The organism is Nocardiopsis sp. MG754419, assembly GCF_018207095.1.
Lineage (GTDB): Bacteria > Actinomycetota > Actinomycetes > Streptosporangiales > Streptosporangiaceae > Nocardiopsis.
Genome location: NZ_QOCZ01000124.1, coordinates 1 through 25,239, shown reverse-complemented (window position 1 = coordinate 25,239; position 25,239 = coordinate 1). Strand labels below are relative to the sequence as shown.

General features: G+C 70.9%; 21 protein-coding genes and 1 riboswitch. Of the genes, 7 read left to right on the top strand and 14 right to left on the bottom strand.

Annotation, left to right across the window (positions count from 1 at the left end):
- Positions 1-184: 184 nt before the first annotated feature.
- Entirely contained in the window at positions 185-520 is a 336-nt protein-coding gene (locus DSY14_RS28880; RefSeq protein WP_374224032.1) for a hypothetical protein, read from the bottom strand.
- A gap of 213 nt (positions 521-733) precedes the next feature.
- Between DSY14_RS28880 and DSY14_RS20760 the strand changes: the two genes are divergently transcribed.
- A complete protein-coding gene (locus DSY14_RS20760) occupies positions 734-1,993 on the top strand; it encodes a helix-turn-helix transcriptional regulator (protein ID WP_211718277.1) in 1,260 nt (419 codons plus the stop codon).
- Between the two features lie 34 nt (positions 1,994-2,027).
- Positions 2,028-2,501: a hypothetical protein gene (locus tag DSY14_RS20755; protein WP_211718272.1), complete on the top strand. Its 474-nt coding sequence runs from the start codon at positions 2,028-2,030 to the stop codon at positions 2,499-2,501.
- A 260-nt stretch (positions 2,502-2,761) separates the two neighbouring features.
- On the opposite strand, the gene DSY14_RS20750 is transcribed toward DSY14_RS20755, so the two are convergent.
- A complete protein-coding gene (locus tag DSY14_RS20750) occupies positions 2,762-3,922 on the bottom strand; it encodes a site-2 protease family protein (RefSeq protein WP_307851286.1) in 1,161 nt (386 codons plus the stop codon).
- Between the two features lie 51 nt (positions 3,923-3,973).
- Here DSY14_RS20750 and DSY14_RS20745 point away from each other — a divergent pair, with 51 nt between their 5' ends.
- The 4 genes from DSY14_RS20745 to DSY14_RS20730 all read left to right on the top strand — a co-directional run bounded on the left by DSY14_RS20745 (position 3,974) and on the right by DSY14_RS20730 (position 7,508).
- The gene (locus DSY14_RS20745; protein WP_211718270.1) at positions 3,974-4,780 is read left to right on the top strand and encodes a RecB family exonuclease; all 807 of its coding nucleotides are present in this window, start codon (positions 3,974-3,976) and stop codon (positions 4,778-4,780) included.
- Between the two features lie 40 nt (positions 4,781-4,820).
- Positions 4,821-5,516 (top strand): response regulator transcription factor, encoded by a 696-nt coding sequence (locus DSY14_RS20740; protein WP_211718269.1) that lies wholly within the window; start codon positions 4,821-4,823, stop codon positions 5,514-5,516.
- A gap of 178 nt (positions 5,517-5,694) precedes the next feature.
- Positions 5,695-7,122: a threonine/serine exporter ThrE family protein gene (locus DSY14_RS20735; RefSeq protein ID WP_249188195.1), complete on the top strand. Its 1,428-nt coding sequence runs from the start codon at positions 5,695-5,697 to the stop codon at positions 7,120-7,122.
- Positions 7,123-7,319: 197 nt separating this feature from the next.
- The gene (locus DSY14_RS20730) at positions 7,320-7,508 is read left to right on the top strand and encodes a DUF5999 family protein (RefSeq protein WP_211718268.1); all 189 of its coding nucleotides are present in this window, start codon (positions 7,320-7,322) and stop codon (positions 7,506-7,508) included.
- 168 nt (positions 7,509-7,676) lie between these two features.
- On the opposite strand, the gene DSY14_RS20725 is transcribed toward DSY14_RS20730, so the two are convergent.
- The 11 genes from DSY14_RS20725 to DSY14_RS20675 form a co-directional block, all read right to left on the bottom strand.
- A complete protein-coding gene (locus DSY14_RS20725; protein ID WP_211718267.1) occupies positions 7,677-8,876 on the bottom strand; it encodes a lipopolysaccharide assembly protein LapB in 1,200 nt (399 codons plus the stop codon).
- A 354-nt stretch (positions 8,877-9,230) separates the two neighbouring features.
- Entirely contained in the window at positions 9,231-12,128 is a 2,898-nt protein-coding gene (gcvP, locus tag DSY14_RS20720; RefSeq protein ID WP_211718266.1) for an aminomethyl-transferring glycine dehydrogenase, read from the bottom strand.
- Positions 12,129-12,225: 97 nt separating this feature from the next.
- A riboswitch (glycine riboswitch) is annotated at positions 12,226-12,316 on the bottom strand.
- Between the two features lie 285 nt (positions 12,317-12,601).
- Positions 12,602-13,195, bottom strand: a complete 594-nt coding sequence (locus DSY14_RS20715) for a MerR family transcriptional regulator (RefSeq protein ID WP_307851287.1) — start codon at positions 13,193-13,195, stop codon at positions 12,602-12,604.
- A 364-nt stretch (positions 13,196-13,559) separates the two neighbouring features.
- The gene (locus DSY14_RS20710; protein WP_211718264.1) at positions 13,560-14,033 is read right to left on the bottom strand and encodes a bifunctional nuclease family protein; all 474 of its coding nucleotides are present in this window, start codon (positions 14,031-14,033) and stop codon (positions 13,560-13,562) included.
- 171 nt (positions 14,034-14,204) lie between these two features.
- Positions 14,205-14,747, bottom strand: coding sequence for an FHA domain-containing protein (locus DSY14_RS20705; RefSeq protein WP_211718263.1), 543 nt, complete (start codon positions 14,745-14,747; stop codon positions 14,205-14,207).
- Between the two features lie 614 nt (positions 14,748-15,361).
- Positions 15,362-17,866 (bottom strand): mannose-1-phosphate guanyltransferase, encoded by a 2,505-nt coding sequence (locus DSY14_RS20700; RefSeq protein WP_211718275.1) that lies wholly within the window; start codon positions 17,864-17,866, stop codon positions 15,362-15,364.
- 203 nt (positions 17,867-18,069) lie between these two features.
- A complete protein-coding gene (locus DSY14_RS20695) occupies positions 18,070-18,825 on the bottom strand; it encodes a CDP-alcohol phosphatidyltransferase family protein (protein WP_211718274.1) in 756 nt (251 codons plus the stop codon).
- A 212-nt stretch (positions 18,826-19,037) separates the two neighbouring features.
- Positions 19,038-19,373 carry a DUF2795 domain-containing protein gene (locus DSY14_RS20690; protein WP_211718262.1) on the bottom strand — a complete coding sequence of 112 codons (336 nt, stop codon included), beginning with the start codon at positions 19,371-19,373 and terminating at the stop codon, positions 19,038-19,040.
- A 175-nt stretch (positions 19,374-19,548) separates the two neighbouring features.
- Positions 19,549-20,943, bottom strand: a complete 1,395-nt coding sequence (locus DSY14_RS20685; RefSeq protein WP_211718261.1) for an NAD(P)/FAD-dependent oxidoreductase — start codon at positions 20,941-20,943, stop codon at positions 19,549-19,551.
- A gap of 501 nt (positions 20,944-21,444) precedes the next feature.
- Positions 21,445-22,515, bottom strand: coding sequence for a PRC and DUF2382 domain-containing protein (locus tag DSY14_RS20680; RefSeq protein WP_211718260.1), 1,071 nt, complete (start codon positions 22,513-22,515; stop codon positions 21,445-21,447).
- A gap of 210 nt (positions 22,516-22,725) precedes the next feature.
- A complete protein-coding gene (locus tag DSY14_RS20675) occupies positions 22,726-22,953 on the bottom strand; it encodes a hypothetical protein (protein WP_211718259.1) in 228 nt (75 codons plus the stop codon).
- Between the two features lie 447 nt (positions 22,954-23,400).
- Between DSY14_RS20675 and DSY14_RS20670 the strand changes: the two genes are divergently transcribed.
- Positions 23,401-23,733 carry a hypothetical protein gene (locus DSY14_RS20670; RefSeq protein ID WP_211718258.1) on the top strand — a complete coding sequence of 111 codons (333 nt, stop codon included), beginning with the start codon at positions 23,401-23,403 and terminating at the stop codon, positions 23,731-23,733.
- Positions 23,734-24,276: 543 nt separating this feature from the next.
- On the opposite strand, the gene thyX is transcribed toward DSY14_RS20670, so the two are convergent.
- On the bottom strand, positions 24,277-25,074 hold the full coding sequence (gene thyX, locus DSY14_RS20665; RefSeq protein WP_211718257.1) for an FAD-dependent thymidylate synthase: 798 nt from the start codon (positions 25,072-25,074) through the stop codon (positions 24,277-24,279).
- Between the last annotated feature and the right edge of the window lie 165 nt (positions 25,075-25,239).

The following is a 25,239-nucleotide window of genomic DNA, read 5'->3' as shown; positions in this document are numbered from 1 at the left end:
CCCGGGGGTGGAGGCGCCCGCCCCGGCTCACGCTCCGGGGCGGATTCGGGTGTCGGGCGGGTCCGGAGCCCGCGCAGAGGGAGACTGGGTTCGGGCCGCCACCCGAACTCCGCCCCACACCCGGGGCCGTACCGCGGCACGACCCGTCCATCCACGTGGATCGCGTCCACGTGTGTTCTCTGTGTCAGCCGATTTCGGCGGCCGACAGGACGCCCACGATCCGGTGGGCGGCGTCGGAGGTCCGTGAGGCCGGGGAGAGCGGGACCCCGGGCAGGACCACGGGGGTCCCGTCCTGGATCGGGCGCCGCATCCACCACCACAGGTCACCGCGGTGGGGGCGCAACACCGCCCGCTGCGCGTGGGCGGCGGGTCCGGCGTGCACCATGCCGCACACCCCGTCCTCCCAGGCCTCGATCCCACGTGAACGCAGCTCGGCGGCCATCCCCCGCAGTGCCAGGGTCGCGGGGCCCTCGGCGCCCGACGGCCCCGGTCGCTCCGCCGGCGACGTCTCCACGGTCACGTGTTCTCCCTCCCTTACAGGCCCGCCGGCGGATGCCGTCGGGCCGACGACGGTTTCACTCTGCCGCATGCCCGAGGCCCGACATGACCACTATGCGGATCACGCATCACACCTTCTTTTTCACACATAGCCACCAAGTCCAGCAGGAATCCCTAACCTGGGCTCATGCCCCAAGCCGACGGCCTACCCCAGGACCTGTGGACCCGACCGCTGATGGCCGACGCACTGGCCACCTGCGACATGTCGACGGTCATCGAAGGCGTGCGCACCGCACGCGGTTGGTCCCAGGGCGACCTCGCCCGTGAACTCACCTACTCACAGAGCTGGGTCTCCCGGGTCGTCAACGGACAACAGTCACTCACCGTCAGCCAGGTGCAGGACCTGGCGCGACGACTCGACATCCCGTTGCACCTCATCCGCTTCGGCGGGGGTGTCGCGCCGGAGGGCACCGAACGCACGGGGGCGACCCTCACCCGACGCCGCGACGTGGTCGGGACGGTCGCCACGGGGGGTCTCCTCGCGTCGGCGACCCACGGCCCTGCGGGCTGGGAGGTCCACCACGGCATCGACGAGTCCACCGGGTCCTCGCTGCGCGCCATCACCGGTGGCCAACGGCGCATGGACGCCACCTCGCCCGCACGGCACCTGTTGCCCGGCGCCGTCGCGCATGTGCACCTGGCCGAGCAGATGCTCGCGAACGCGCGCGTGACCCCCTTCCACACCGAACTCAGCGCCGCCGCCAGTGAGGCCTCCGGGTTCGCCGCCTGGCTCAACGCCGACCTCGGGGACATGGGTTCGGCCCGCATGCACTACCGCACCGCGGTCATCCGCGCCCGCCAGGCCGGTATGCGCCTGCTCGACGTCTACATGCTCGGATCGCTGGCCGCCTTCGAGATCGAGACCGCCGAGGACCCCGAACTCGGCCTCGGACTCGTGCAGGAGGCCGAACACGTCCTGGGCCGGGACTCCCACCCCACCGCCCGCGCCTGGTTGGCCTGCATCGGCGCCCTCGCCCACGCCTACATCGGCGACGGAACCGCCGCCGCCGGGGCCCTGCGCCGCGCCGAACGGGACGTCAACGGCCCCGACAACGCCCACCCGCCGTGGCCCTGGGTGTTCGTCTTCGACGAGGCCAAGGTCGCCGGCTACCGCGCTCTGGTCGGTGTGCGCCTGCGCAGCCCGCACGCGGCACGCGCCGCCTTCGCCGAGGCGGTCGCCCCACCTTCCCGCAACGTCAAGCAGTCCGCCCTGATCAAGGTCGAGCTGGCCTCGGCGCACGCCGAGGCCGGCGACGTCGACGAGGCCTTCCGTCTGGCCCAGGAGGCACTCGCCACCGGGGCGCGCTTCGCCTCCGAACGCGTCGTGGGCCGCGTCCGTTCCTTCCGCAGGCGCTACCGCGGCCCGGACGCCGACTGTGTCACGGAACTCGACACCCGGCTCGCCGACCTCGTTTCCGGCATCCCGAGCGGGTAGATATCCGGCGAAAGCGAACAAGCAGGGAGGTCATGTGATCCGCATCGGTATCACCGGACACCGCAATCTGACCCCTGAGGTGAGCGACCACGTCGCCGAACGGGTCAGGACCCACCTGGAACCCTACGGACACGCCATGGTGGGCCTGTCCTGCCTGGCCGACGGGGCCGACTCCGTCTTCGCCGAGGCCGTACTGGAGGCCGGGGCCTCCCTGGAGGCCGTCATCCCCGCCGCCGGTTACCGTTCGGCCCTGCCGGCGGCCCACCACCCGCTCTACGACCGGCTCCTGTCCCAGGCGGTCCAGGTCCACGAACTCCCCCACGCCGTCTCCGACCCCGGGTCCCACATGGCGGCCGGACGTCTCCTCGTCGAGCAGAGCAACCGGATCGTGGCCGTCTGGGACGGCCGCCCCGCCCGTGGCCCCGGCGGCACCGGCGACGTGGTCGCCTACGCCCGCGCCCTCGACCGTCCCGTCACGGTCCTGTGGCCCCAGGGCGTCCGACGCTGAGCACCCTCCCGAGGTCCGCCCCGCCCTTGGTCCGGGAAGGCGCGGACCACGGTGCCCGATCGTCGGCCCCCCTGGGGGGTGTTCCCACGTTCGGATACCGGCGGACCACGCTCATGGCACACACGCAGCGAACAGGGGTGGGATCGCGAGGAACGAGTCCGCTCGGAGCGGGCGCCGAAGGCTCTTCCCTCTCCAGCACGCGGACACGGGGCGGAACGCCGCGGCGTCCCCGCGGGGCACGACCTCTCAGGTCAGTACACCTAGGCGCGCTCGCGGCCGGCCATCGCCGCGTTGACGTCGGAGGCCCGCAACACCCCGAACACCCCTCCGTCCTCGGACACCACCAGGTACTCCGGCAACGGATGGCCGGTGAGCGCGGCCAGGAGCTCCTCCCCCTCCAAGGCCGCGGACACCGAGGAGTGCCGTGTCAGCGCCCGGGACACGTCCGAGACCGGGACCCAGGCCCGCCGGGGACCGGAGATCGCCTCGGCCGCGGCGGGATGCATCACCGACAGGGGCGTGCCCTGGGTGTCGGTCACCACCACGGCGTCGGCGCCCGCCTCATGGAGCCGTTGGTCCACCTGGGCCAACGGCAGGTCCGCGGGCACCAGCACCGCCGGGCGCGCCAGTTCCCGCGCGCGCAGGCCGGGCACCCGGGAGCGCACCCGCGCGTTGTTCAGCGCCTCGGAGGCGCCCATCCACATGAACCCGGCCAGCACCAGGCCCCACACGACGGCCCACGGGCCGGGGGTGGAACCCGCGCCCCACGCGAAGAGGAACGGCAACGCCACCACGACCAGCGCCAGCACCCGGCCACCCCAGGCCGCCACCACACTGCCCGTGTAGGGCCGACCCGTCAGCTTCCACACACCCGCCCGCAACAACCGGCCACCGTCCAGCGGCAACCCGGGCAGCAGGTTGAACACCCCCACCAACAGGTTGGCGATCCACAACTGGAACAGCAGTTCACCGGGGATGCCGAAAGGGTCGGTGAACAGCGCGGCCGTGAACGCGAGCCCCGCCAACACCAGGGACAACAGCGGACCGGAGAAGGCGATCCAGAACTCCCGGCCGGGGGTGGGCGCCTCCCGATCGATCTCCGACACCCCGCCCAGCACGTACAGCACGATCCGCCGGACCGGCAGGCCGTACCAACGCGCCACCACCGAGTGCGCCAACTCGTGGACCAGGACCGACGCGTACAGCAGGACCGCGAAGACGAACGCCAGCAGGTACGCCGACGGTCCCAACGCCAACCGCGACTGGACGATGCCCCCGTAGACGAGGGTGATCAGCACCGCCACGATCCACCACGAGGACGTGACGTAGACCGGAACACCGAAGGGGCGGCCGAGCAGTAACCCCGGCTTCCGGGAACGCGAGGCGGGCCGGGTCGCGGACGAATCACTGCCGTTGTTCACGTGTTCCACACTATGACCCCACCGAGGCCGCGCTCTCATAGGCTGCGAGGTATGACCATCGTGCCGTTGCTGCCGAGCGCCCTATCGCCCTCGCGAGCCTCCGACTTCCTCCAGTGCCCGCTGCTGTTCCGCTTCCGCGCCATCGACCGCCTCCCCGAGGCGCCCAGCGCGGCGGCCCTGCGCGGCACCCTGGTCCACGCCTGCCTGGAGCGCCTCTACGAACTGCCCGCCGACACCCGCACCACCCGTACCGCGCTCAGCCTCGTCGATCCCCAGTGGACACGGATCCGCGACAAGAAGCCCGACGTCGCCGAGCACCTCTTCCCCGGCGACGAAGGCCTCGACGACTGGCTCGAATCGGCGCGCGGCCTGGTCAAGCGCTACTTCGACCTGGAGAACCCCACCCACCTCGAACCGCGCGAGCGCGAGATGCGCCTGGAGGTGTCCCTGCCCACCGGGCTGCGCCTGCGCGGCTACGTCGACCGTCTCGACGTCGCACCCAACGGCCGGATCCGCGTCGTCGACTACAAGACCGGCAAGTCGCCCCACCCCCGTTTCGAGGACAAGGCCAAGTTCCAGATCTTCTTCTACGCCGTCATGATCTGGCGCGACCTGGGCGTGGTCCCCGCCCGGCTGCAACTCATCTACCTCGGCGACGGCTCGGTGCGCTGGTACGACCCCACCGAGGAGGAACTCGCCGCGGCCGAGGCCGAGATCGGGGACATCTGGGCCCGCATCGAGGCCGCCGGACGGGCCGGGCGCTGGGACCCACGCCCCAGCAAACTGTGCGGTTGGTGCGAACACCAGGCCCTGTGCCCCGAGTTCGGCGGCACCCCGCCCCCGCTGCCCACGGCGTGATCCGACCACAGGACCTCGCGCATAGGGCAGAATCGGGCGCGTGCCCGTCTCAGTACTCCTGGTCGACGACCAGCCCCTCGTCCGCGCCGGCTTCCGCATGATCCTGGAGTCCGTCCCCCACCTGTCGGTGGTGGGCGAGGCCTCCGACGGTCGCGAGGCCTCCCAGGCCGTCCGCGGTCTGCTCCCCGACGTCGTCCTCATGGACATCCGCATGCCCGGCGTCGACGGCGTGCAGGCCACCCGGGAGATCGTGGACTGGGCCCACCCGCTCGGGCACGCCGTTCGGGTCCTGGCCCTGACCACCTTCGACCTGGACGAATACGCTGTGGAGGCTCTGCGCGCCGGTGCTTCCGGGTTCCTGCTCAAGGACGTGCCGCCCGGCGAACTGGTGGCCGCCATCGACCTGGTCGCCGACGGATCCTCCGTGGTCTCCCCCACCGTGCTGCGCCGCCTGCTGGACCGGTTCGTCCCCCTGCTGCCCACGAGCGAACCCGCTCCCGAACGTGACGACGACCCCCTCACCGGCCGCGAACACGAGGTCCTGGGGCTGGTCGCCCGTGGCTGGTCCAACGCCGAGATCGCCGGCCACCTCGTCCTGGGCGAGACGACGATCAAGTCGCACATGGGCAGCATCCTCACCAAGCTCGGGCTGCGCGACCGCGTCCAGGCCGTCGTGTACGCCTACGAGAACGGCCTGGTCACGCCAGGTGAGAACCCGCCCGACACACACGGGTGACGGCGCGTCGACCGCCGGGGGCGGCGACACGCGTTGGCAGGATGGCCTCGGTGATCGAACTCACCGTGACCGTCCGGGCCGGGACGGCGAACCCCGCACCGGGGTGCGGCGTCCCCTTAGTGGCCATGGCAGCGGTCCGGCACGGGACCGGACGAGGAGGGGGAGACGGAGCACAGTCATGCCGAGCAAGCGGGGGCGGTCGGGGCCGCCGAGCGAGGAGATCATGCTCAGCCGGATGCGCGACTGGCGCGCCGAGCACGAGAGCGATCTGACCCCGGACAGTCTCGACGACGAGGACGTCGTACTTCCCGACGCGCGGGCGATCAACCTGATCCTGCGCGTGGGCGAGCTCATGCTGGCCAGCGGGGAGGGCACCGAGGCGGTCAGCGAGGCCATGCTGAGCCTGTCGGTCGCCTTCGACCTTCCGCGTTCGGAGGTGTCGGTCACCTTCACCAGCATCTCGCTGTCGACACACCCGGGCGGTGACAGTCCCCCGGTGACGGGTGAGCGGGTGGTGCGCCGCCGCACCCTGGACTACTACCGCGTCAACGAGCTGCACAAGCTGGTCCAGAAGGCCGCTCTGGGGTTGCTCGAACTGGAGGACGCCGGGGCACGTCTGGAACAGATCCGCCGGGACCCCATGCCCTACCCGAACTGGATGATCGCGGTGGGCTTCGGTCTCATCGCCTCCAGCGCCAGCCTCATGGTGGGCGGCGGCGTGATCGTGGCGACCGTGGCGTTCCTGGCCACCGTGCTGGGCGATCGCACCTCGGTGATGCTCGCCAAGCGCGGTGTGGCGGAGTTCTACCAGATGGCCGCGGCGGCGACGGTGGCGGCGTCCATCGGTGTGGGCCTGTTGTGGGTGAGCACCACCATGGAACTGGGGCTCCAGGCGGGCGCCATCATCACGGGCAACATCATGGCGCTGTTGCCCGGTCGTCCGCTGGTCGCCACCGTGCAGGACGGCATCAGCGGAAGTTACGTCTCGGCCGCGGCACGTCTGTTGGAGACCTTCTTCATCCTGGGCGCGATCGTCTCCGGGGTCGGCGCGGTGGCCTACACCGCGATGCGTCTGGGTACGGGCATGGAACTGGAGAACCTGCCCTCGGCCGGAACCTCCCTGGAATTCCCGGTGTTGGTGGGCGCGGCGGGGATCGCCATGGCCTTCGCCATCTCGCTGGCCGTACCGCCGAAGATGCTGCCGACCATCGGCGCCATGGGGGTCATGATCTGGGTGATCTACGCGGGGCTGCGGTCCCTGCTGGAGGTCCCCCCGGTGGTGGGCACCTTGGTGGGCGCGGTGGCCGTGGGTGTGGTCGGTCACTGGATGGCCCGGCACACCCGTCGACCGGTACTGCCGTACCTGATCCCCTCGATCGCCCCGCTTCTGCCGGGAAGCATCCTCTACCGGGGGCTGATCGAGATCACCCAGGGCTCGCCGTTGGAGGGCATGCTCAGCCTCGCCGAGGCCATCGTGGTGGCCCTGGCGCTGGGCGCCGGCGTCAACCTCGGCGGTGAACTCGTCCGGGCCTTCCAGCGCGGCGGCCTGGCGGGCGCCGGGATGCGCAGCCGTCCGGCCGCACGACGCACTCGAGGCGGTTACTGAGCGCTGTCGGGCGTGTCCGCATCGGGACACGCCCGAAGTGGATCATGAAGAACCGTTCGCACGGAACGGGGATCGCACCTGGTGAAGGCGGACATCGGCAGAACGGCCCTTTTTCTTCGGCCTAAACCGAGGGCAGCATGTGATGTCAGCCACTATTGTTGGCCTCACTCCGCTACACGACCGAAAGGGTCCAGCCCATGTGCAGCCATGAACCTTCCTGTCCCTCCGCAGAGGACACCGACCGCGAAGCGGCGCGGGTCGTCTCCAGCCACCCCGAACAGGGCTGGAGCCTGCTCTGCAACGGCGTCGTCCTGTTCGACGACACCGGTGAGCTCCTCCCCGACGGGGCGGTCGTCGCCCCGCACCGCCCCCGCGCCGCCGCCTGATCCGTCCACCGCGGCGCACCGCCGGGCCGCGGGTCCGAGGACCCGTACCAACGCCGGAGACCTCCGGCACCCGAACGGTTCCGCCGACCGCGACGCGACCACGCGACCGAACCGACCTCTCCGCCCGGGAACCCTGCCGTCCCGGGCGGTGACGTGTGCGCGGGAGGTTCAGGTGCCCTCCGGCCACCCCTCGGGGAGCACGTCCTCCCCCATCGCCTCGGCGAGCCGCCGCCGAAAGTCCGCGTGCACGTCCTGGCCCCACACCAGTTCGCTCGGCGTGCGCAGCGTCTGCTCCATGACGGCGCGCAGCGCCGCCGGACGCGCCTCGCCCTCCACGACCGGTACCGCCAGCAGGGCGTGCATCTGAGTGATGACCGCGAAGAGCTCTCCCGCCAGCGCGGGCGCGCTGGAGGTCGCCACCGCCTCCTCCAGGTACCACTCCCACCAGGGCGCCGGCACCTCCTCGCCGTTCTCGCCCCTAGGCTCCGCGAAGGAACGCCGCAACCGCCATCGCACCTCCTCGACGGTGGCGGCGTCACCGCCCTCCAGAGCGGCGCGCCAGGCTCGGGCGGCCTCGTCGGGCTCGCCGCGCAGCGCCAACAGACCGGCGAGGAGTTCGACCGCGGCCCCCGTGGTGTGCGGCTCGGGGCGTACGCTCTCCTCGTCGACCGGACCGGGGTCGGCCACCGACGCGACGTCGGCGATGGCGCGTTCCAGATGGGCGGCGGACCGCAGCAGACGCAGACCGGGGTCGTCACCGACGGCCAGCCCCCGTTCGATCGCGACCGCCGCGGCCTCGACCTGCCCGCGCCGCAGAAGACGTCCGGCCAGGTCCCGGGCGGCGTCCTGCACGGTGGTGGCGTGCAGGCGCCCCATCGGTTCGTCCTCGGGCGGCAGGTGCAGCGCGGCCTCCCAGTGCTCCTCGGCCTCGGTGGGCTCTCCTCGCAGCTCCGCCTCCCGGGCCAGGCCGTACCGGGCCACCGCGACGTAGGCGGGTCCGCCCAGGTCCGCCAACTGCCACCACACACGCGCGGCCTCCCCATGGGCCTCCTCCTGCTCCAGGGAGAGCGCCAGGTGGTAGGCGGCGCGGGGTGCGTAGCGGGTGTCTCCGGTGGCCAGAGCCCGACGGGCGGCCTCCCGAGCGGCGGCCAGGTCGCCGCGGCGGTCCTGGACCACGGCCAGGCCGAGCAGGGCGCGGGCCTGGACCCGGGGGTGCGGATTGGCGGCCACCGCCTGCTGGTAGAGCTTGGCGGCGCGCTTGAGGTGACCGTTCTCGGCCAGGTCCCGGGCCTGGTCGCACATCGCGGTGGCCCGGGGCGGGGGGTCGGCGGGCCCGGAGCGTGCGGCGGATCCGGACGTCGTGGTCATGGTGTGACGCTTTCCGTGGGGGCGAGGGCCGCGCGGTGGGAGGCGCGGGTGAACGGCTCGCCGCAACTCTAACGTGCCGGTCCGCTCCGGGACCGCCTCCCTGGTACCGGGTGTCGTGACCGGGACCATCGGAAGCAGCGCCTTTACGTTGTAGATTTCTCAGGGTCGCATCGGGGCCGTGCGATCGGAGAACCGGGACGACCCGCGGGACACCGTTCGTCGGCCCCGGTGACGGTGCGCCGGTGCGCCGTCACCGGGTCCGGAGCACCGGGAGGGCCGCCGGACCAGCCGGAAGCGCCGGACGCCCACGACAGGCCGTGTCGTGGGCGTCCGGAGGGGCCGTTGCGGGCTCTCCTAGATCTCGAAGGCCTCCGGCGGCGGGCAGGAGCAGACCAGGTTGCGGTCACCGAAGGCCTGGTCGATCCGGCCGACCGGCGGCCAGTACTTGTCCTGGCGCAGCGACGGCAGCGGGTAGGCGGCCTCGGCGCGGGTGTAGCCCCGCTCCCAGGTGTCGGCCGTGAGCGCCTCGGCGGTGTGCGGAGCACCCCTCAAGGGGTTGTCCTCGGGGTCCCACTCCCCCTTGGCGACCCGGTCGATCTCGCCGCGGATGGCGATCATGGCCTGGATGAACCGCTCCAGCTCCGCGAGGTTCTCGCTCTCGGTCGGCTCGACCATGAACGTGCCGTTGACCGGGAAGGACATGGTCGGCGCGTGGAAACCGTAGTCCATCAGGCGCTTGGCGACGTCCTCGTTGCTGATCCCCGTGGCCTTCTGCAGGGGACGGATGTCGATGATGCACTCGTGGGCGACCAGTCCACCGGCACCGGTGTACAGGACCGGGTAGTACGGCTCCAGGCGCTTGGCGACGTAGTTGGCCGACAGGACCGCGGTCTCGGTGGCCGAACGCAGCCCCCGCTCCCCCATCATCCGCACGTACGCCCAGGAGATCGGCAGGATGCCCGCCGAACCGAACGGCGCCGCCGAGACCGGACCCACACCGGTGTGCGGGCCCGCCTCGGGCTGACCCGGGTGGTTGGGCAGGAAGCCGGACAGGTGCGAGCGGACCGCGACCGGGCCCACGCCCGGGCCACCGCCGCCGTGCGGGATGCAGAAGGTCTTGTGCAGGTTGAGGTGGCTCACGTCGGCGCCGAACTCGCCCGGCTTGGCCCAGCCCACCAGCGCGTTGAGGTTGGCCCCGTCGACGTAGACCTGACCGCCGGCCTCGTGGACCAGACGGCACACCTCGGTGATGGTGTCCTCGTACACGCCCGCGGTCGAGGGGTAGGTGACCATGATGGCCGCCAACTCCCCGCGGTGCTTCTCGGTCTTGGCGCGCAGGTCGTCCAGGTCGACGTTGCCGTCGTCGTCGCAGGCCACCACGGACACGCGCATGCCCGCCATGACGGCGCTGGCGGCGTTGGTGCCGTGCGCCGAGCTGGGGATCAGGCAGACGTCGCGGTGGGCCTCCCCGCGCGAACGGTGGTAGCCGCGGATGGCGAGCAGACCGGCGAGCTCACCCTGGGAACCGGCGTTGGGCTGCAGGGACACCGCGTCGTAGCCGGTGACCTCGGCCAACCAGGACTCCAGGTCCCGAATGAGCGCCACGCTGCCGGAGGCCTGGTCCAGCGGCGCGAACGGGTGCAGCCCGGCGAACTCCGGCCAGGTGATGGACTCCATCTCGGCCGTGGCGTTGAGCTTCATGGTGCACGAACCCAGCGGGATCATCGTGCGGTCCAGGGCCAGGTCGCGGTCGGACAGGCGGCGCATGTACCGCAGCAGCGACGTCTCGCTCCGGTGGGTGTTGAAGACCTGGTGGGTGAGGTAGTCGACGCCGCGCGCCAGGTCCGCGGGCAGCCGGTCGGCGTTCCCGTCCACGGACACGGGGCCGCGCTCGGCGCCGCGGTCGGCCTCGCCGAAGGCGGCCACGACCGTTCCGAGTGCGTCGACGGTGGTGGTCTCGTCCAGGCTCAGACCGACGGTGCGCTGGTCGACGGCGAGCAGGTTGACCCCGGACTCCAGGGCGCGCTCCACGACACGGTCTGCGCTCGGGACCCGGACGCGCAGGGTGTCGAAGAAGTCGGTGTGCACGACCTCGAAGCCGCGCCGGGTGAGGGCGTCGGCCAGCGCGACGGTGCGGGTGTGCACCTGACGCGCGATCGCGCGCAGGCCGTCGGGGCCGTGGTAGACGGCGTACATGCCCGCCATGATGGCCAGGAGCACCTGGGCGGTGCAGATGTTGCTCGTGGCCTTCTCGCGACGGATGTGCTGTTCGCGGGTCTGCAGGGCCAGACGGTACGCGGGCTTGCCGACGTTGTCGACGGAGACGCCGACCAGGCGGCCGGGCAGCTGACGGCGCAGCTTCTCGCCCACGGACATGTAACCGGCGTGCGGGCCGCCGAAGCCGAGCGGCACACCGAAACGCTGGGTGGAACCCACGGCGATGTCGGCACCGAGCTCACCGGGGCTGCGCAGCAGCGTCAGGGCGAGGATGTCGGCGGCCACGACGGCCAGGGCTCCGCGCTCGTGGGCCTGGGCGATGACGGTGCCCGGGTCGCGGACCACGCCGCTGGAGGCCGGGTACTGCACCAGGACACCGAAGGTCTCGCCCTCGGGCAGCCCCTGGGCCAGGTCGGCGACGACGACCTCGATCCCGAGGGGTTCGGCGCGGGTGCGCAGCACCTGCAGGGTCTGCGGGAAGACGTCGGAGTCGACGACGAAGACGTCGCTCTTGACCTTGGAGGCCCGACGGGCCAGGGTCATCGCCTCGGCGGCGGCGGTCGCCTCGTCCAGCAGCGAGGCGCCGGAGACGGGCAGACCGGTCAGGTCCGAGACCATGGTCTGGAAGTTGAGGAGGGCCTCCAGGCGCCCCTGGGAGATCTCCGGCTGGTAGGGCGTGTACGCGGTGTACCAGGCCGGGTTCTCCAGGATGTTGCGCAGGATGACCGGCGGGGTGAGCGTGTCGTAGTAGCCCAGACCGATGAGGGAGGTGTGCGGCCGGTTGCGACCGGCCAGTGCCCGCAGTTCCGCCAGGGCCTCGGCCTCCCCGATCGCCTCCGGGAGGGCGAGCGGAGCGCTCCGGCCGGGTCCGGTGAGAATGGACGCGGGCACGGCGGCCGTCATGAGGTCGGCGGTGGAGCCGTACCCGACGGTCTTGAGCATCTCCGCCGTCTCGGATGGCGTGGGGCCGATATGCCGGTCGGCGAAGACCCGGGCGGGTGCTCCCGTGGTGGGGACGTTCGACGGGTCAGTCACGGAGACCTCCTGGTGACAGGGCCGATGCGATCGGCGGTGTTCCTCACGGTCTCCCCCTCTGTCACCGGGCACGACGGTGCCCAGGCTTCAGAGCGGCCTCCTCCGCGCGGTCCGTGGTGCCTGAGAGGTTACTGGGGAGTATTGCCCCGTCGGCGCCCCGTTGCCGAGGTCTCTCCCGCGCGGTATCGACAGCCTGCTGACGCTCTGTACATGGATCCAAGCAGGGAGAATGTCGGTTTTCCTCCCTGTTGTGACTACGACCGTACTCGATCCGGGCCCGGATCACCGAGCCAGGGCACACGTTCGTCGCCGTCTTTCGGAGGATCGCACCGGACCCGCCACCGCCCGGGAAGGCACGCACCGCGGCCTCGGTAGGAGCCGGGCGAGCTCACGCGCGTGCGCGCGCGAGGGGCGTACCGGTCGCACGCCCCGCTGAGGCGCCCGCGACACCGACCGGGAGAGCGGGAGCCGCTTCAGCCGGTGCGACGTTCCCGTCGCCGCCGGGCCAGCTCGTCGACGGGCCGGGGATCGGCGGCCGGCATGTCTGAACGGTCCTCGGGCGCAACCACTCCGAGCGCCTCCTCGAGCTCGCGGGCCACGTTCGCCAGCGCGAGCCCGAACATGCCCTGGCCGCGCTGTATGAGGTCGACGACCTCCTCGGGGGAGGTGCACTCGTAGACGCTCACACCGTCGCTCATGAGCGTGATGCTGGCCAATTCCCCGGCGGGCCGACCACGGAGGTGGTCGACGGCCGTGCGGATCTGCTGCAGGGAGATCCCGGTGTCCAGGAGCCGCTTGGCCACCTTGAGCATCAGGATGTCCGGAAGACTGTACAGGGGGGCGTTGTGGGCCCCTGTGCGCACGCTCGGCTCCACCAGGCCCGTTCTGGCCCAGTAATCGAGCTGTCGATAGGTGATCCCCGCAGCCGTGCACGCCGCTGGGCCCCGATACCCGACGTCCTTAGGCAGCGCCACCACGTCCTCTTCGCACAGTAGGCCCTGCTGCCCCGCCAGCCGCAGCGCCGACCGCCTGTCCTGGGGATCCCGCTTGCCGCTCGCTACCGCCACGCCGACCTCCGGCTTCTCGTCCCGCGGCGGCGTCGACAGGGGAGAGTCCATTCAGGGAATGGGCCTGCCGCGGGTCCCACAGCAACGACGGTAAGGCGGCGCCGAGGAAGCGTCAACGAGGTCGCTCGGCGCGTCGCCAAGTACGCGCGGTGACGACTCCGATCCACCGGCACGTCCGACGCCCCGAGGCGATCGGTCCTTGTCGGTGGTGATCGCGGCGAGCATGTCCTGTTCTCAATCTATCACTGACCGTGGCAACGAACCCGCAGGTCACACACGTGTTCCACGCCTGAGCGCACGGCCTCGCGCCAGGCGCGAGAGAAGGGGCCCACGCGCGGCGCGCGGACCCCGTCCCACCCGCCGTTCAGGTGCTGCGTCGGCCGAAGTCCTCGGGCGAGATGTTGTCCAGGAACTCCCGGAACGCCTCGACCTGGTCCTCCTGCTCGTCGGGTATGGGCATCCCCGCCTCCTCGATCACGTCCTCGTCCGCGTAGATCGGGGTTCCGGTCCGCAGGGCGAGGGCGATGGAGTCCGAGGGGCGGGCGCTGACCTCCACACCGTTGCTGAAGACCAGTTCGGCGTAGAAGATACCGTCGCTCAGCCCGGTGATCTTGACCGTCTCCAACCCGGTGTCCAAGGCGTCGAGCACATCCCGGAACAGGTCGTGGGTGAGCGGTCGGGCGGGCGCGACCCCCTGCTGGGCCAGCGCTATCGCGGTGGCCTCCACTCCGCCGATCCAGATCGGCAGGTAGCGGTCACCCTCGGATTCCTTGAGCAGGACAATCGGTTGGTTCGAGGGCATCTCAACCCGGACGCCGACGACCTCCATGTGCTTCACAGCGTCTCCGTCCCACGAGTCGTCATGCCGGCTTGGGCGCTCGTCCCTGCTCCCCCGTTGGATCAGGACCCGAGGGCGAAATCGGCACCCTTCGTTACAAAGCTGTCCGGAGGTGGGGGGCCGCAAACCTCTCGAACCCTCCCACCCCCGTCGACCGTGGTCAGCGATCCGTCATCGGCGCGGCTTGGTCAGCAGGACCATGCGGAACTTGCCGATCTGGATCTCGTCCCCGCCGCCCAACTCGGCCTCGTCCACCGGTTCCCGGTTGACGTAGGTGCCGTTGAGGCTTCCGACGTCACGGACGCCGAACCCGTTACCACGGCGGAAGAACTCCACGTGGCGCCGGGAGACGGTGACGTCGTCGAGGAAGATGTCGCTGTTGGGGTGGCGCCCGGCGGTGGTCACGTCGCTGTCCAGAAGGAAGCGGCTCCCGGCGTTGGGGCCACGCCGGACCACGAGCAGCGCGGTGCCGGGTGGCAACGCGTCGGCGCTGGCGGGGTCGTCACCGCCGAGATCGTCACCCGACTCCTCTTCTTCCAGTGCCTGGATGCCGGAGATGGAGATGGTCGAGGTGACGTCTCCCCCGGAGTCCCCGCCGGCGTTGGGCCGTGGGCTCTGCTGGTCGGCCCTGCGGATGGGGGTTCCACAGTGGGAGCAGAAACGGGCATCATCCGCAACGGCGTGACCGCACTGCGTGCAGTAAACGCTCGACATAGGTCGGCTCGGCCTCCTACCGCACGGGGCGGCGCTTGATTCGGCTGATCGGTGGCGCGTCCCGGGTGCGGGGCGGACACGGTGCCCGCCCATCGCCCGGAACACGGAGGGGCGTTCCGCCGTCGCGGCGGCGGGTCGTCCCACACGGTCGGTCGCTAGGTCTCATCCCCCATGTTGTACTCCTTGTCACCCCGACGGGTGTCCGCCGTTGCCGGGATCCCCGGTGCGGGTGGTGACGCGGCGCTTCAGGGAACACTCGACTTTAAACCATATCCCTGTCCAGACAGGGTTTCGCTCCCCCTCGGCCCGCCGTGGACGCCCTCGCGGCCGGGGCCTGCGACGGGTTCGGTGAGGTCGGCACCCGGCCTCCCACCACACGCATGACGAACCTCGGAAGAGATCGACTCCTGTCCTGGGACAGATGCCGGAGTCGGACGATTGGTTCTGTCGAATGCGAGGTGGATTTCCACGAACGCGCCACCCCTGGACCGACCTGGCCTTTTGTCTATTTTATCCGCATCGTCGACGCATGGGGAGCGCCGCCGGGCACGGTCGGACGCCCGCGGGCGCGGGGGCGCGGGCGGACCCGCCGCCCATGCCCCCGCACCCGGCGACTAGCCCTCGGCCCGTTCGACGACCGAGGCCCATTCGTCCAACAACCCTTGAGCCCTGTCCGAATCGGGACCTTCGGCCCAAAGATGGGTGACCGCTTCCGCCGTGTCCGGCAGGACCAACGCCCAACTGCCGTCGGACTCGATCACGCGGACACCATCGGTGGTGTCCAGTTCCCGGTCCCCCGCGGCCTCCACGACCGCGCGCATGACGCTGCCCTTGACCGCCCAGGGGGTGGGCACCGAACGGCGCAGCAGGTGCGCCTGAGGGATCGCCCGGTCGATCTCACCGATCGGGCGGCGCGTCCGCGCCACCAGACCGAGCAGTCGCACGAACGCGGCGATGCCGTCGCCGGTCGGGCTGAACTCGGGGATGACGAACCCGCCCCGACCGTCACCGCCGAGGATGATCGCGTCGCCCTCGGCCCGGACGGCCGCGGTGAGCTCGTGCGTGGCGGTGGCCGTCCAGTGCACCTCGGCTCCGTGCGCCGCGGCCACCCGCTCGGCCACCCGGGTGGTGGTCACCGGCAACGCCACCCTGCCGCCACCGCGTTCGGCGGTGACCAGGTCCAGCACCACCAGCAGCGCGCGGTCGCCGTCGATCAGCTCACCGTTCTCGTCGACGATGGAGAGCCGCTCGGCGACGGGGTCGAAGCGCACACCGAAGTCGGCGCCGGAACCCGAGACCAGTTCACCGAGACGCTCCAGGTCGCGCATCTTCTTGGCGACGGTGTCGGTGGGCGAGGCCTCATCCAACCGGTTGTTGACGGTGAGCACGTCCACACCGATGCGACCGAGCAACGAGGGCAGGATGAGCGAACCCGTCCCGCCCGCGCAGTCCACGACCACCTTCAGCTCCGCCTCGGCCACCCCGGAGGTGTCCACGGCCCGCAGGAGGTCGTGGGAGTAGTTCTCCACGTTGCGCGCGGGGAAGGTGAGTTCGCCGATCTCCCCCGGGAAGGCGCGACGGTACTCGGCGCGGGAGAAGACCCGGTCGAGTTTGCGCTGGGCGCCCGGCGACAGGTCGGCGCCCTCGCCGTCCAGGAAGATGATGTCCACCGACTCGGGGTCCCCCGGGCTGGTGCGCACGGTGATACCGCCACTGATCCCGCTCTGGGACGTGTGGAAACGTGCCACCGGCAACGGCACCACCTCGAGGTCGCGCACCTCGATGGCGGCGGCGGTGAGTGCGCTGATGATGGCGCGCTTGAGCGTACGCGCGGCGCGCGACACGTCACGGGAGGTCGTGACCATCGCACCCTTCTTGAGGGTGGTGGCGTAGGCGTTGGCCAGGCGGACCGCCAGTTCCGGCGTGATCTCGACGTTGATCAGGCCGGAGACGCCCCGGGGGCCGAACAGCGACCGTTGGCCCCGCGACTCCCAGACCACGTTGGAGCTGACCACCGCGCCGGCCTCGATGGTCTTGAACGGATAGACCTTGACGTCGTTGTGCAGGTAGGCCTCGGGCTCGATGACGCAGTCCTCGCCGACGACCGCGCCCTCCTCGATCCGGGCGGCCGCCATGACGTCGGTGTTCTTCCCGATCACGGTGCCGCGCAGGTTCGCGCCGCGGCCGATGAAAACGTTGTCGTGCAGCACCGTGCGGTGCGCGAAGGCCTCCGCGCGCACCACGGCGTTGCTGCCGACCACGGTGTACTCGCGGAGTTCGGCGCCGGCCTCGACCTTGGCGTAGTCACCGATGAAGAGCGGACCCTTGAGGACCGCCTCGGAGCTCACCTCGGAGCCCTCGCCGACCCACACGCCCGGCGAGACCTCGAAACCGTCGATCTCGACGTCGACCTTGCCCGAGAGGACGTCGGCCTGGGCGCTGAGGTAGCTCTCGTGGGTGCCCACGTCCTCCCAGTAGCCGTCGGCGACGTAGCCGTACAGGGGCTCGCCCTCGGCGAGGAGTTCGGGGAAGACGTCGCCGGACCAGTCCACCACCTCTCCGGCGGCGACCCGTTCCAGCACCTCCGGTTCCATGATGTAGATGCCGGTGTTGACGGTGTCGGAGAAGACCTGGCCCCAGGTGGGCTTCTCCAGGAAGCGCTGGATGCGGCCCTGGTCGTCGACGATGATGATGCCGAACTCGAGCGGGTTGGGGACGCGCTTGAGGGCGATGGTGACCTTGGCGCCGCGTTCCCGGTGGAAGCGGACCATGTCGGTGAGGTCGATGTCGGTGAGGGCGTCGCCGGAGATGACGATGAACGGCTCTCCGCGTAGGTGCTCCTCGGCGTTCTTGACGCTGCCCGCGGTCCCGAGGGGAACCTCCTCGGCGACGTAGTGGAGCTTCATGCCGAGCTCCTCGCCGTCACCGAAGTAGTTGCGGATGAGCGTGGCCAGGAACTGGACGGTGACGACGGTCTCACCGAAGCCGTGCTTGCGCAGAAGGCGCAGGACGTGCTCCATGATGGGCTTGTTGACCACCGGCAGGAGCGGTTTGGGTTGGTTGGCGGTCATGGGGCGAAGGCGGGTGCCCTCACCGCCCGCCATCACGACGGCCTTCATCGGGGGTGCGGCGTTCGTGGGCTCTTCGTTGGGCGCGGTCATCGCCGGTCCCCCCGTAGAGCCGTGCCGTCAGGGGCGGCGGGGATCAGGTGTGCTTCGGAGCGCGCGCCGTTGCGCGCGGTGGGACATGTTCTCATGACGGAGACGACACTCCCTTTCGATCCGACAGGACTCTGGTGAGCCGGCCCGCCGGGTGTCACGGATCAGGGCCCGGCCCCGCCCTGGTCCTCGCGGCCCGGTACGTCCGGGCCGTCGGGCGCCGCGCCGGGGTTGCCGTCGACGGTCGCCGGGGTGGTCGGATCGGGTCGACCCGTGAGCGTGCCGTGCCGTCCGTCGCTGTCCGGATCTGCTCGGTGAACGTCCACGTGATCAGCGCGTGCGGCGCGGCGGGACTGATCCATCAGGTGTAGTCCCTGAGCGGCGTAGAGCAATCCGGCCCACCAGTAGAGAGCCGTTCCCCACAGGGCGAAGGCCCAACCAATAATTCTCGCCACATCTCCCACGATGGAGGCGTATTCGGCGATGAACAGCAACGGGAACGAGTACAGCAGGCACAATGTGGCGGCCTTGCCGGCGAAGTTCACCGGCAGCGGCCCGTAGCCGAAGTGACGCAGCAGCGGCAGGGCACCGAGGATGAGGACGTCCCGCAGGACCAGGATGGCCATGAGCCACCACGGCACGATGCCCCGGATGACCAGACCCAACAGGGCCGCGAAGATGTAGAGACGGTCCGCGGCGGGGTCGAGGAACTGCCCCAGCTTGGAGGTCTGGTTCCACGCCCGGGCGATCTTGCCGTCCAGCCAGTCGCTGAGTCCGGCCAGGGCGAGCACGAGCAGGGCCCACCAGTCGGCCTGCGGACCGAGGACGAGCCACAGGAAAAGCGGGACGCCCAACAACCGGAGCATGCTCAACAGGTTGGGAACCGTCCAGATGCGGTCACTGACCACCGGGCCGGCCACGCTGCCCCCCGCCTCGTGTCTGCCTTCTTCCGCCGATCGCCCCATGGCGACCACGATATCGGGCGGGACCGTCCTCCGGCGCCGCCGCGCGCCCCTTCGTGCTCCCGTGACCCGCCGGAACGATCGCCCGCAAAGCGTACCGTGTACGGTTTCCGACCGGCCGGAGGGCCGCGCCGCGGCCTCCCCGTCGGTCCGGATGATCTCGGTCTCCCTCAACCCTTGCGGTTCTCGCCGGTCTCCTCCTCGATGGGGTTCACCGGTTCGGTCTCCTTCATGGTCTCGGCCAGACCGGGCTTGGTGTGGTGTCGGCGCTGTTGCGCGCGCCGGGACTCGTCCCGGGCGTCGGTACCGGACTCGTCCACCGGTACCGACCGCAGTACCTCGTCGGGCCGCTCGTAGACGACCGGCGGCATCGCCCTCAGTGCTCCGAGGAGACCGTCGTCGGCGCCCGATGACCTCGCTCGGGAGATGATCTCGTCCTTGTCGGCGGGGAACGACACCCGGCCCAGGATCGTCTGCAGACCCTCGACACCGCTCTTTTCACCCATCGCGCGTTCCTCCTGTCCAGGTTCGGTGACGTCGTCGCGGGCCCGGCCGCCTCACCTGCGTGAAGATCCGCAGCGGGCCCCTTCCCCGCGACTACCCGCGGCCCCCGAAGAACAATCATGACGCCGGCCACCATCGGCCACCGTCCCGGACGGGCGCGGCAGGCCGTGGGCGGTGTCAGCCCAGGGCGAGGATGCGCTCGGCCTCCCGCAGACCCGACAGCATCGCACCGTGCACCGTGGCGCTGTGCTCGACCTCGGTGGCCTCCCCCGCGAAGAACACCCGATCGCCGATCGGGTCGGCCAGGGCCGTGCGGTCGCCGTCGCCGGAGCCGACCGCGGTGAAGGAGAACCCTCCCCGCGCGAAGGGGTCGTCCATCCAGTGCGTCAGGTAGTGGTCGACCGGGTCCGGCGCCTTCTTGAACATGCCGCGCAGCGAGGCCATGGCGTGCTCGACCACGTCCCCGTCCTCCATGTCGGACAGGAAGCGCGCCGCGCCACCGCCGTTGCGACAGACCAGCACGGGCGCCCCGAACACGTTCTGCATGGCGTACCAGTGGAACCAGGTGCCCTCTTCCGTGCCCAGGTGCACGATCACCTCGGCGTCACCCCAGAAGACGTCGTCGAAGCGCAGGAACAGCTTCTCCAGACGGCCGTTGCCCAGCTGCGCCAGCGACTCCCTCTTGTAGCCCGGCAGGGGCGGGTCGAACTCCACCTGTCCGGAGCGCAGCACACCCAGCGGCAGGGTGACCAGGACCCGGTCGGCGGTGAGGGTCTCCTCGCCGTCAGGGGTGTCGACGCGCACGCGGGCGCCCTGATCGTCGTGGCCCACGCTCAGCACGACGTGCTCCAACCGCAGGTCCAGGCCGCGGGCCAGGTGGTCGGTGATCCGCCCCATCCCGTCCGGGAAGACGACGTCGTCGCCGCTGAACTCGTGGGTGGCGGCCACCGCCGCGAAGGCGATCTCCTCTGCGGAGGCGCCGTGGTCGGCCTCGGCGACGCGGTGGACGATCTCCTTGGCGTCGCGGGCCCGCGCCCGGACCAGGTTGACGTCGTAGAGGGCGTGGTCGATGCCCTCCTCCATGGATTCCTCGGTGCCGGGACCGACCGTCGTCCAGTACATGTGCTCCTGGAGGAGGTTGACGTCCTCCATGTTGCGGCGATGCCGGTCGAAGAGGAGGCGGCGCCCCTTCGGGTCGTAGGCGGTCTCCGAGGCGCGGTTGAAGGTGGCCGTGCGCACGCCCATCTCCCGGACCAGTCGCGAGAGCGGGTTGTTCTCCTCGCCGCGCATCCAGGAGGCGCCCACGTCCAGGGTCACGCCGTCCCAGTCGCGCACCGAGTGGACGCGACCGCCGACGCGGTCCCGGGCCTCCACCACGGTCACGCGCTCCCCGCGTTCGGCGAGCTGGTCGGCGGCGGCCAGACCGGCCATGCCCGCACCGACGACGATCGTGTGACCTCGGCCGGCCTCCGCGTGGCGTCCGCGCGGCTCGGGTGCCCGTGCCTCGCTCGGGCCCGTCTCCTCGCCGGTGACCTCTTCCCGGGTGATCTCCCCGCTCACGTCCTCGGTCATCGCGCTCCCCCTGCTCCCGTCGGTGGCCGACCCTGCGAGCCTAAGCTCATGCCCGGTCTCGACCTGGGAGGACACACCCTGCACGACCGGGGCGGCGCCGCCCCGGGGCCGACCCGGAACGACTACGGACGCGGCGATGGGAAGCCGCCGACCGAGCGCCGGATCGGCGGGTGTGTTCCTCGATGTCCTCGCGCGCGAGGGTGCGGGGCGCGGCGGTCGGCCACCGCCTGATGTCCCGGTCACACGCACCTCGCTCGCGAGGTGGGTGCCGCGACGGTGGCCGGCGCTCTCCACCGGCCACCGTCCGCATGGCACGTCCCCTCCCGGGTGGCGGCCCGGGGGAGAGGGTGACCCGGAGGTGCCGTCCGTCCACGGCACCTCTCGTTCGCAGAACCTAGTGCACGAGGCTTTCGGATTCCTTTCGCCACTCCGGAACGCGGTCCCGGAATCCGGCGACGCGCCGGATGCCCACGGACACCCGGCGCGGGGCGTCGTCTCCGGTCAGGCGGAGGTCGGTTCGCCGTCGTCCCCCTCGAACTCGATCCGTTCCCTGCGCAGCTCGCCCTCCACGTGTTCCTCGCGGGTGACGTCGCGCTTGCGGACGTGGACCTGCTCCACCGGCACGCTCCTCTTGGAGACCACCGGGCGCTCCTCGTAGAGCGTGAAGACCTGCTCGCCGTCCTCCATGACCCCGTCGTCGGTGACCTCGGAGGGGTCGGTGATCGGTCGACGCTCCACCTCGAGCTCGTCGTGGTGCAGAGGGACGGTCTCGTCGAAGTGCTCGGTCTCGACGATCCGGCGCATCCGCGCGTGCCCGCTCTCGTGGCGCTCGACCCCGATGTCCACCCGTTCCTCGTGCCGGATGACCGAGATCTCCTCGTCCTCCGCCTCGACCGGACCGCCGAGACGTTCGTCCCTGGGCGCACGGCCCACCGCGGCGCCCGTGTCACCGCCTTCGGCCCAGGGCTCCGCAGCGAGCGCGTCGGTGCCGTCCGACCCCGTGCCCGCCGCCGCCCTGTCCGTGCTCGCCATGTCGGCCTGGCCCATGGGGATCGGTTCGTCCCACGCGGCGCCGGTCCCTCCGACCGTCATGTCGGGAGCGTCGTAGCGCCCGCCCGTCGGCGCGTCCAGGTCCGTGTCCGCGGCCGCTTCCCCACGGCCGCCCGCACCCGTCATCTCCGGGTCGGTGTCGGCCGGAGCGCCCGTGGGCGTGGGAGCCGACGCGCGGTCGGCCTCTCCCCCGGCCTGACGGGGCACACCACCGTGGCGGGCGAAGTAGTCGCGCACGATCGCCTCGTCCTCGGGTGAGACGTGCCGTTCGGCGTCCACGTGCGGGGCGTCCTTGACCGTCGCCTTGTCGTAGGGGATCTGGACGTCCTCCTCCTTCGGGTGGGCCCCCTGGAGCGGCACCAAGGTCTCCCGCATACCGAACAGTCCGGTGTGGATCGAAACCCAACTGGGTTCCCCGGTCCGGTCATCCAGAAAGACCTGTTTGATCTTCCCGACGTTGTTCCCCTCGGAGTCGAGCACCTGATGCCCGACGAGGTTCTCCGGTACGAGTTCGCTGGTCACTGAGCAGCCCCTTCCTGGTCCGCGGGAGGCGGGGTGTGTGCGCCTTCCGATCACGCCCGCCTCCTACCCGCACCGGAATCCGCTACGGATGCTCCTACCAGGACTTATGCGATTTCGCACCGAATGCGCGCCGGCTATTGGTGCGGTCCGGGAATCATTGGTCGGGACCGGGGGTTCCCTTGACCTTCACGGGATCGGCGGGCTCCGGGATCAACAGGTGCCGTCTCGGGCGCCCTTCCACACCACGTCGACCTCCCGGGTGTGCTCCGCGCACGGTTGTTCGTTGATGACGCCGGCGATCACGGTGAGGTTGGACAGCGCGATGTCGAAGGTGGTGGCGAACTCGTCACGGGCGGCGATCCGGATGTCGCTCGGGCCCCGGACCGTTCCGCTCCCGAGGGGGACGAACACGTCGTCGACGGCGGCGGCGGCGCGCAACGCGGGGAGGGTGTCGTCGCCCTCGTGAACGACCTGGTCGCTGACGCGGGCGGTCGAGGTGGAACCGTCCTGGAGGGCCTCGGCGTGGTAGGTGCCGGAACCGCATGCGGCGGCGGTGGGCTCACCGGCGGCTTGGACGTCGGCTTCCCTTCCGGGGAGCGGGGGGCAAGGGTCGCCGCGGTGATCGCTACGGCGCCCAAGGCGAGGGCGGCCGTGACCGAGAGGGCCGCGGGACGCCGTGGACGACGGTGTTTCGTGTGTCGAGGGCCCTTCATCGCACCTCTGCTGTACGGACCTCGCGTGTAGGCCCGGAAGCGCTCCGGGTGGGGGAAGCCGGCTTGGAAAGAGCTCTCACGATAGCGGTGCACGCCCCGCGGCCTGCTCGCGCACGTCGAGGTGGTTATGCTGAGCGATCCCTACGGCCCGACAAAAGAAATCGGAGCAGGCATGGCGGACCTTTCTCATGTCTTTCCAGCACCGCCGACGGCGGTCTGGCAGGCCCTGCCGGCCGGGACGTGGGCCCTCAAGGGCACATCCCCCAGATACGACCAGTACAGCGGCACCCTGGACTTCCGCACGGGTGTCACGTTCCTGTCCTGGGGTCAGACCGTCCGGGTACAGATCTCACCCGTCCCCGAGGGGACCCGGGTGAGGGTCAGGACCGCCATGATCTTCGGCCTGTACGACTGGGGCGAGGGCAAGTCCCTCTGCACCGGCTTCCTGAGCGCGGTGGACCGCCACCTGAGGCAGGGGCCGCCGCAGCCGCACCCGGGCCCCTGACGGTTCCGCACCGGCTCGCCCCGGTCGCCGGCCCGCTTCCGGGCCAGAGCGACACGATGGTGCCCGGTTCCCGCCCCTCGGGGTTTTCGGAGCGGGCATCGCGGCGCTCGTTCGAGGGTTCAAGACCAGGACGCCTTCCTCGGCGACCACCCGGCCGGACCGGACCACAGCGCGGTGGCGGATCCACCACCACCTGGGAAGGGCACTCCACTTCCAGCAGGAGGAAGTCGGCGGGCGCCCTCGCCCCGAAATCCGCGCGGGACAGGTCCACCAGAGCGGCGGCGCCGTGCGCGGCGGTGCGGAAGGCGTCGGAAAGCTGTTCGTCCGATCGGGCACGGGTGGCCTCGGCGAGCAGGTGGGCGCAGTCGAGCATGTCGGCGTCGCCGAAGGGGTTCCAAGCGCCGCGGACTCCGTCCGAGTACTCAGTGATGTGGAGGAGCGGCTGAGAACTCCAGGTGCTCGACGGATGAACGGAGCGCCCGCCCCGAATCAGGGCGGGCGCTCCGGTGTTCGGTTCGGTCGGGCGTGCTCACGGCGCCAGGGTCAGACCTTGCGCCAGCGGGGCACCCAGGCGCCGTCCTCGACGTCGTAGTCGCCGAACAGCGCGGGGGCCTCCTCCTTCAGGGTCTCGCCGATGAGGTTGAACAGCAGGCGGATCTCCTCCTCGGCACCCGGGGCGGTGCGCGCCTCCAGGGTGTGGCGCAGGGTGCGCACGTTGGCGGTCCACACCAGGCCGGTGCCCACGCCCTCAGGGGCGAAGCGGCGCATGAAGGAGGTCTTGTGCTTCTTCTCCGCGAACTTGACGCCCTCGTCGTCCAGACCGAAGTGCTCGGCCATCCAGAACTGGAACTCCTCCATCTGGCGGAGCATCGCGGTGGCGCGCTCCATCAGCTCCGGGTCGTCCTCGGCCCAGTCGGGGAACCAGAACGGCAGGTCGGTCAGGCGCACGAAGCGCAGTGACTCCTGGGAGACCGCCACACCCGGACGGTGTCGGATGAGTTCGTGCGTGAGCACGCGCGAGACGTTGTGCAGCACGAAGCTGAAGCTGATGTGCTCCAGGACCGAACCGTGCAGGCTCGCCAGGATGTTGCCCAGGTACTGGTCCTGGTCCTTGCGCACCCGGGTGACGTTGGGGTTCAGACCCGGCTCCCAGGACCTGTAGCACAGGCGCCCCGCGAACTCGGCGAGGTTCTGGGGGTCGTTGAGGTGGGCGTCGAGATCACCCCGGTCGAACCGCTCGATCCACGCCTGGCCACCGACCTCCTCGAGGTAGTCGGTGATGGCGTCGTAGTCCACCTGCGGACGTGCGACCAGGCGGACCTGGGGCTCGACCTTCTTCACAGCACCCTCTCCTCGCAACTCCCCGACCCATGGCACGCCGCAGCACCGTGACCAGGAATCTTCCGGGGGCACGGGGGCGTGTGTGGGGGTGGGCCGATTGACCTTCCCCGAGCCTACACGCCACCGGGCGCGGACGTGCGGCGACGGGTGTTCGGGGCGGGGCGG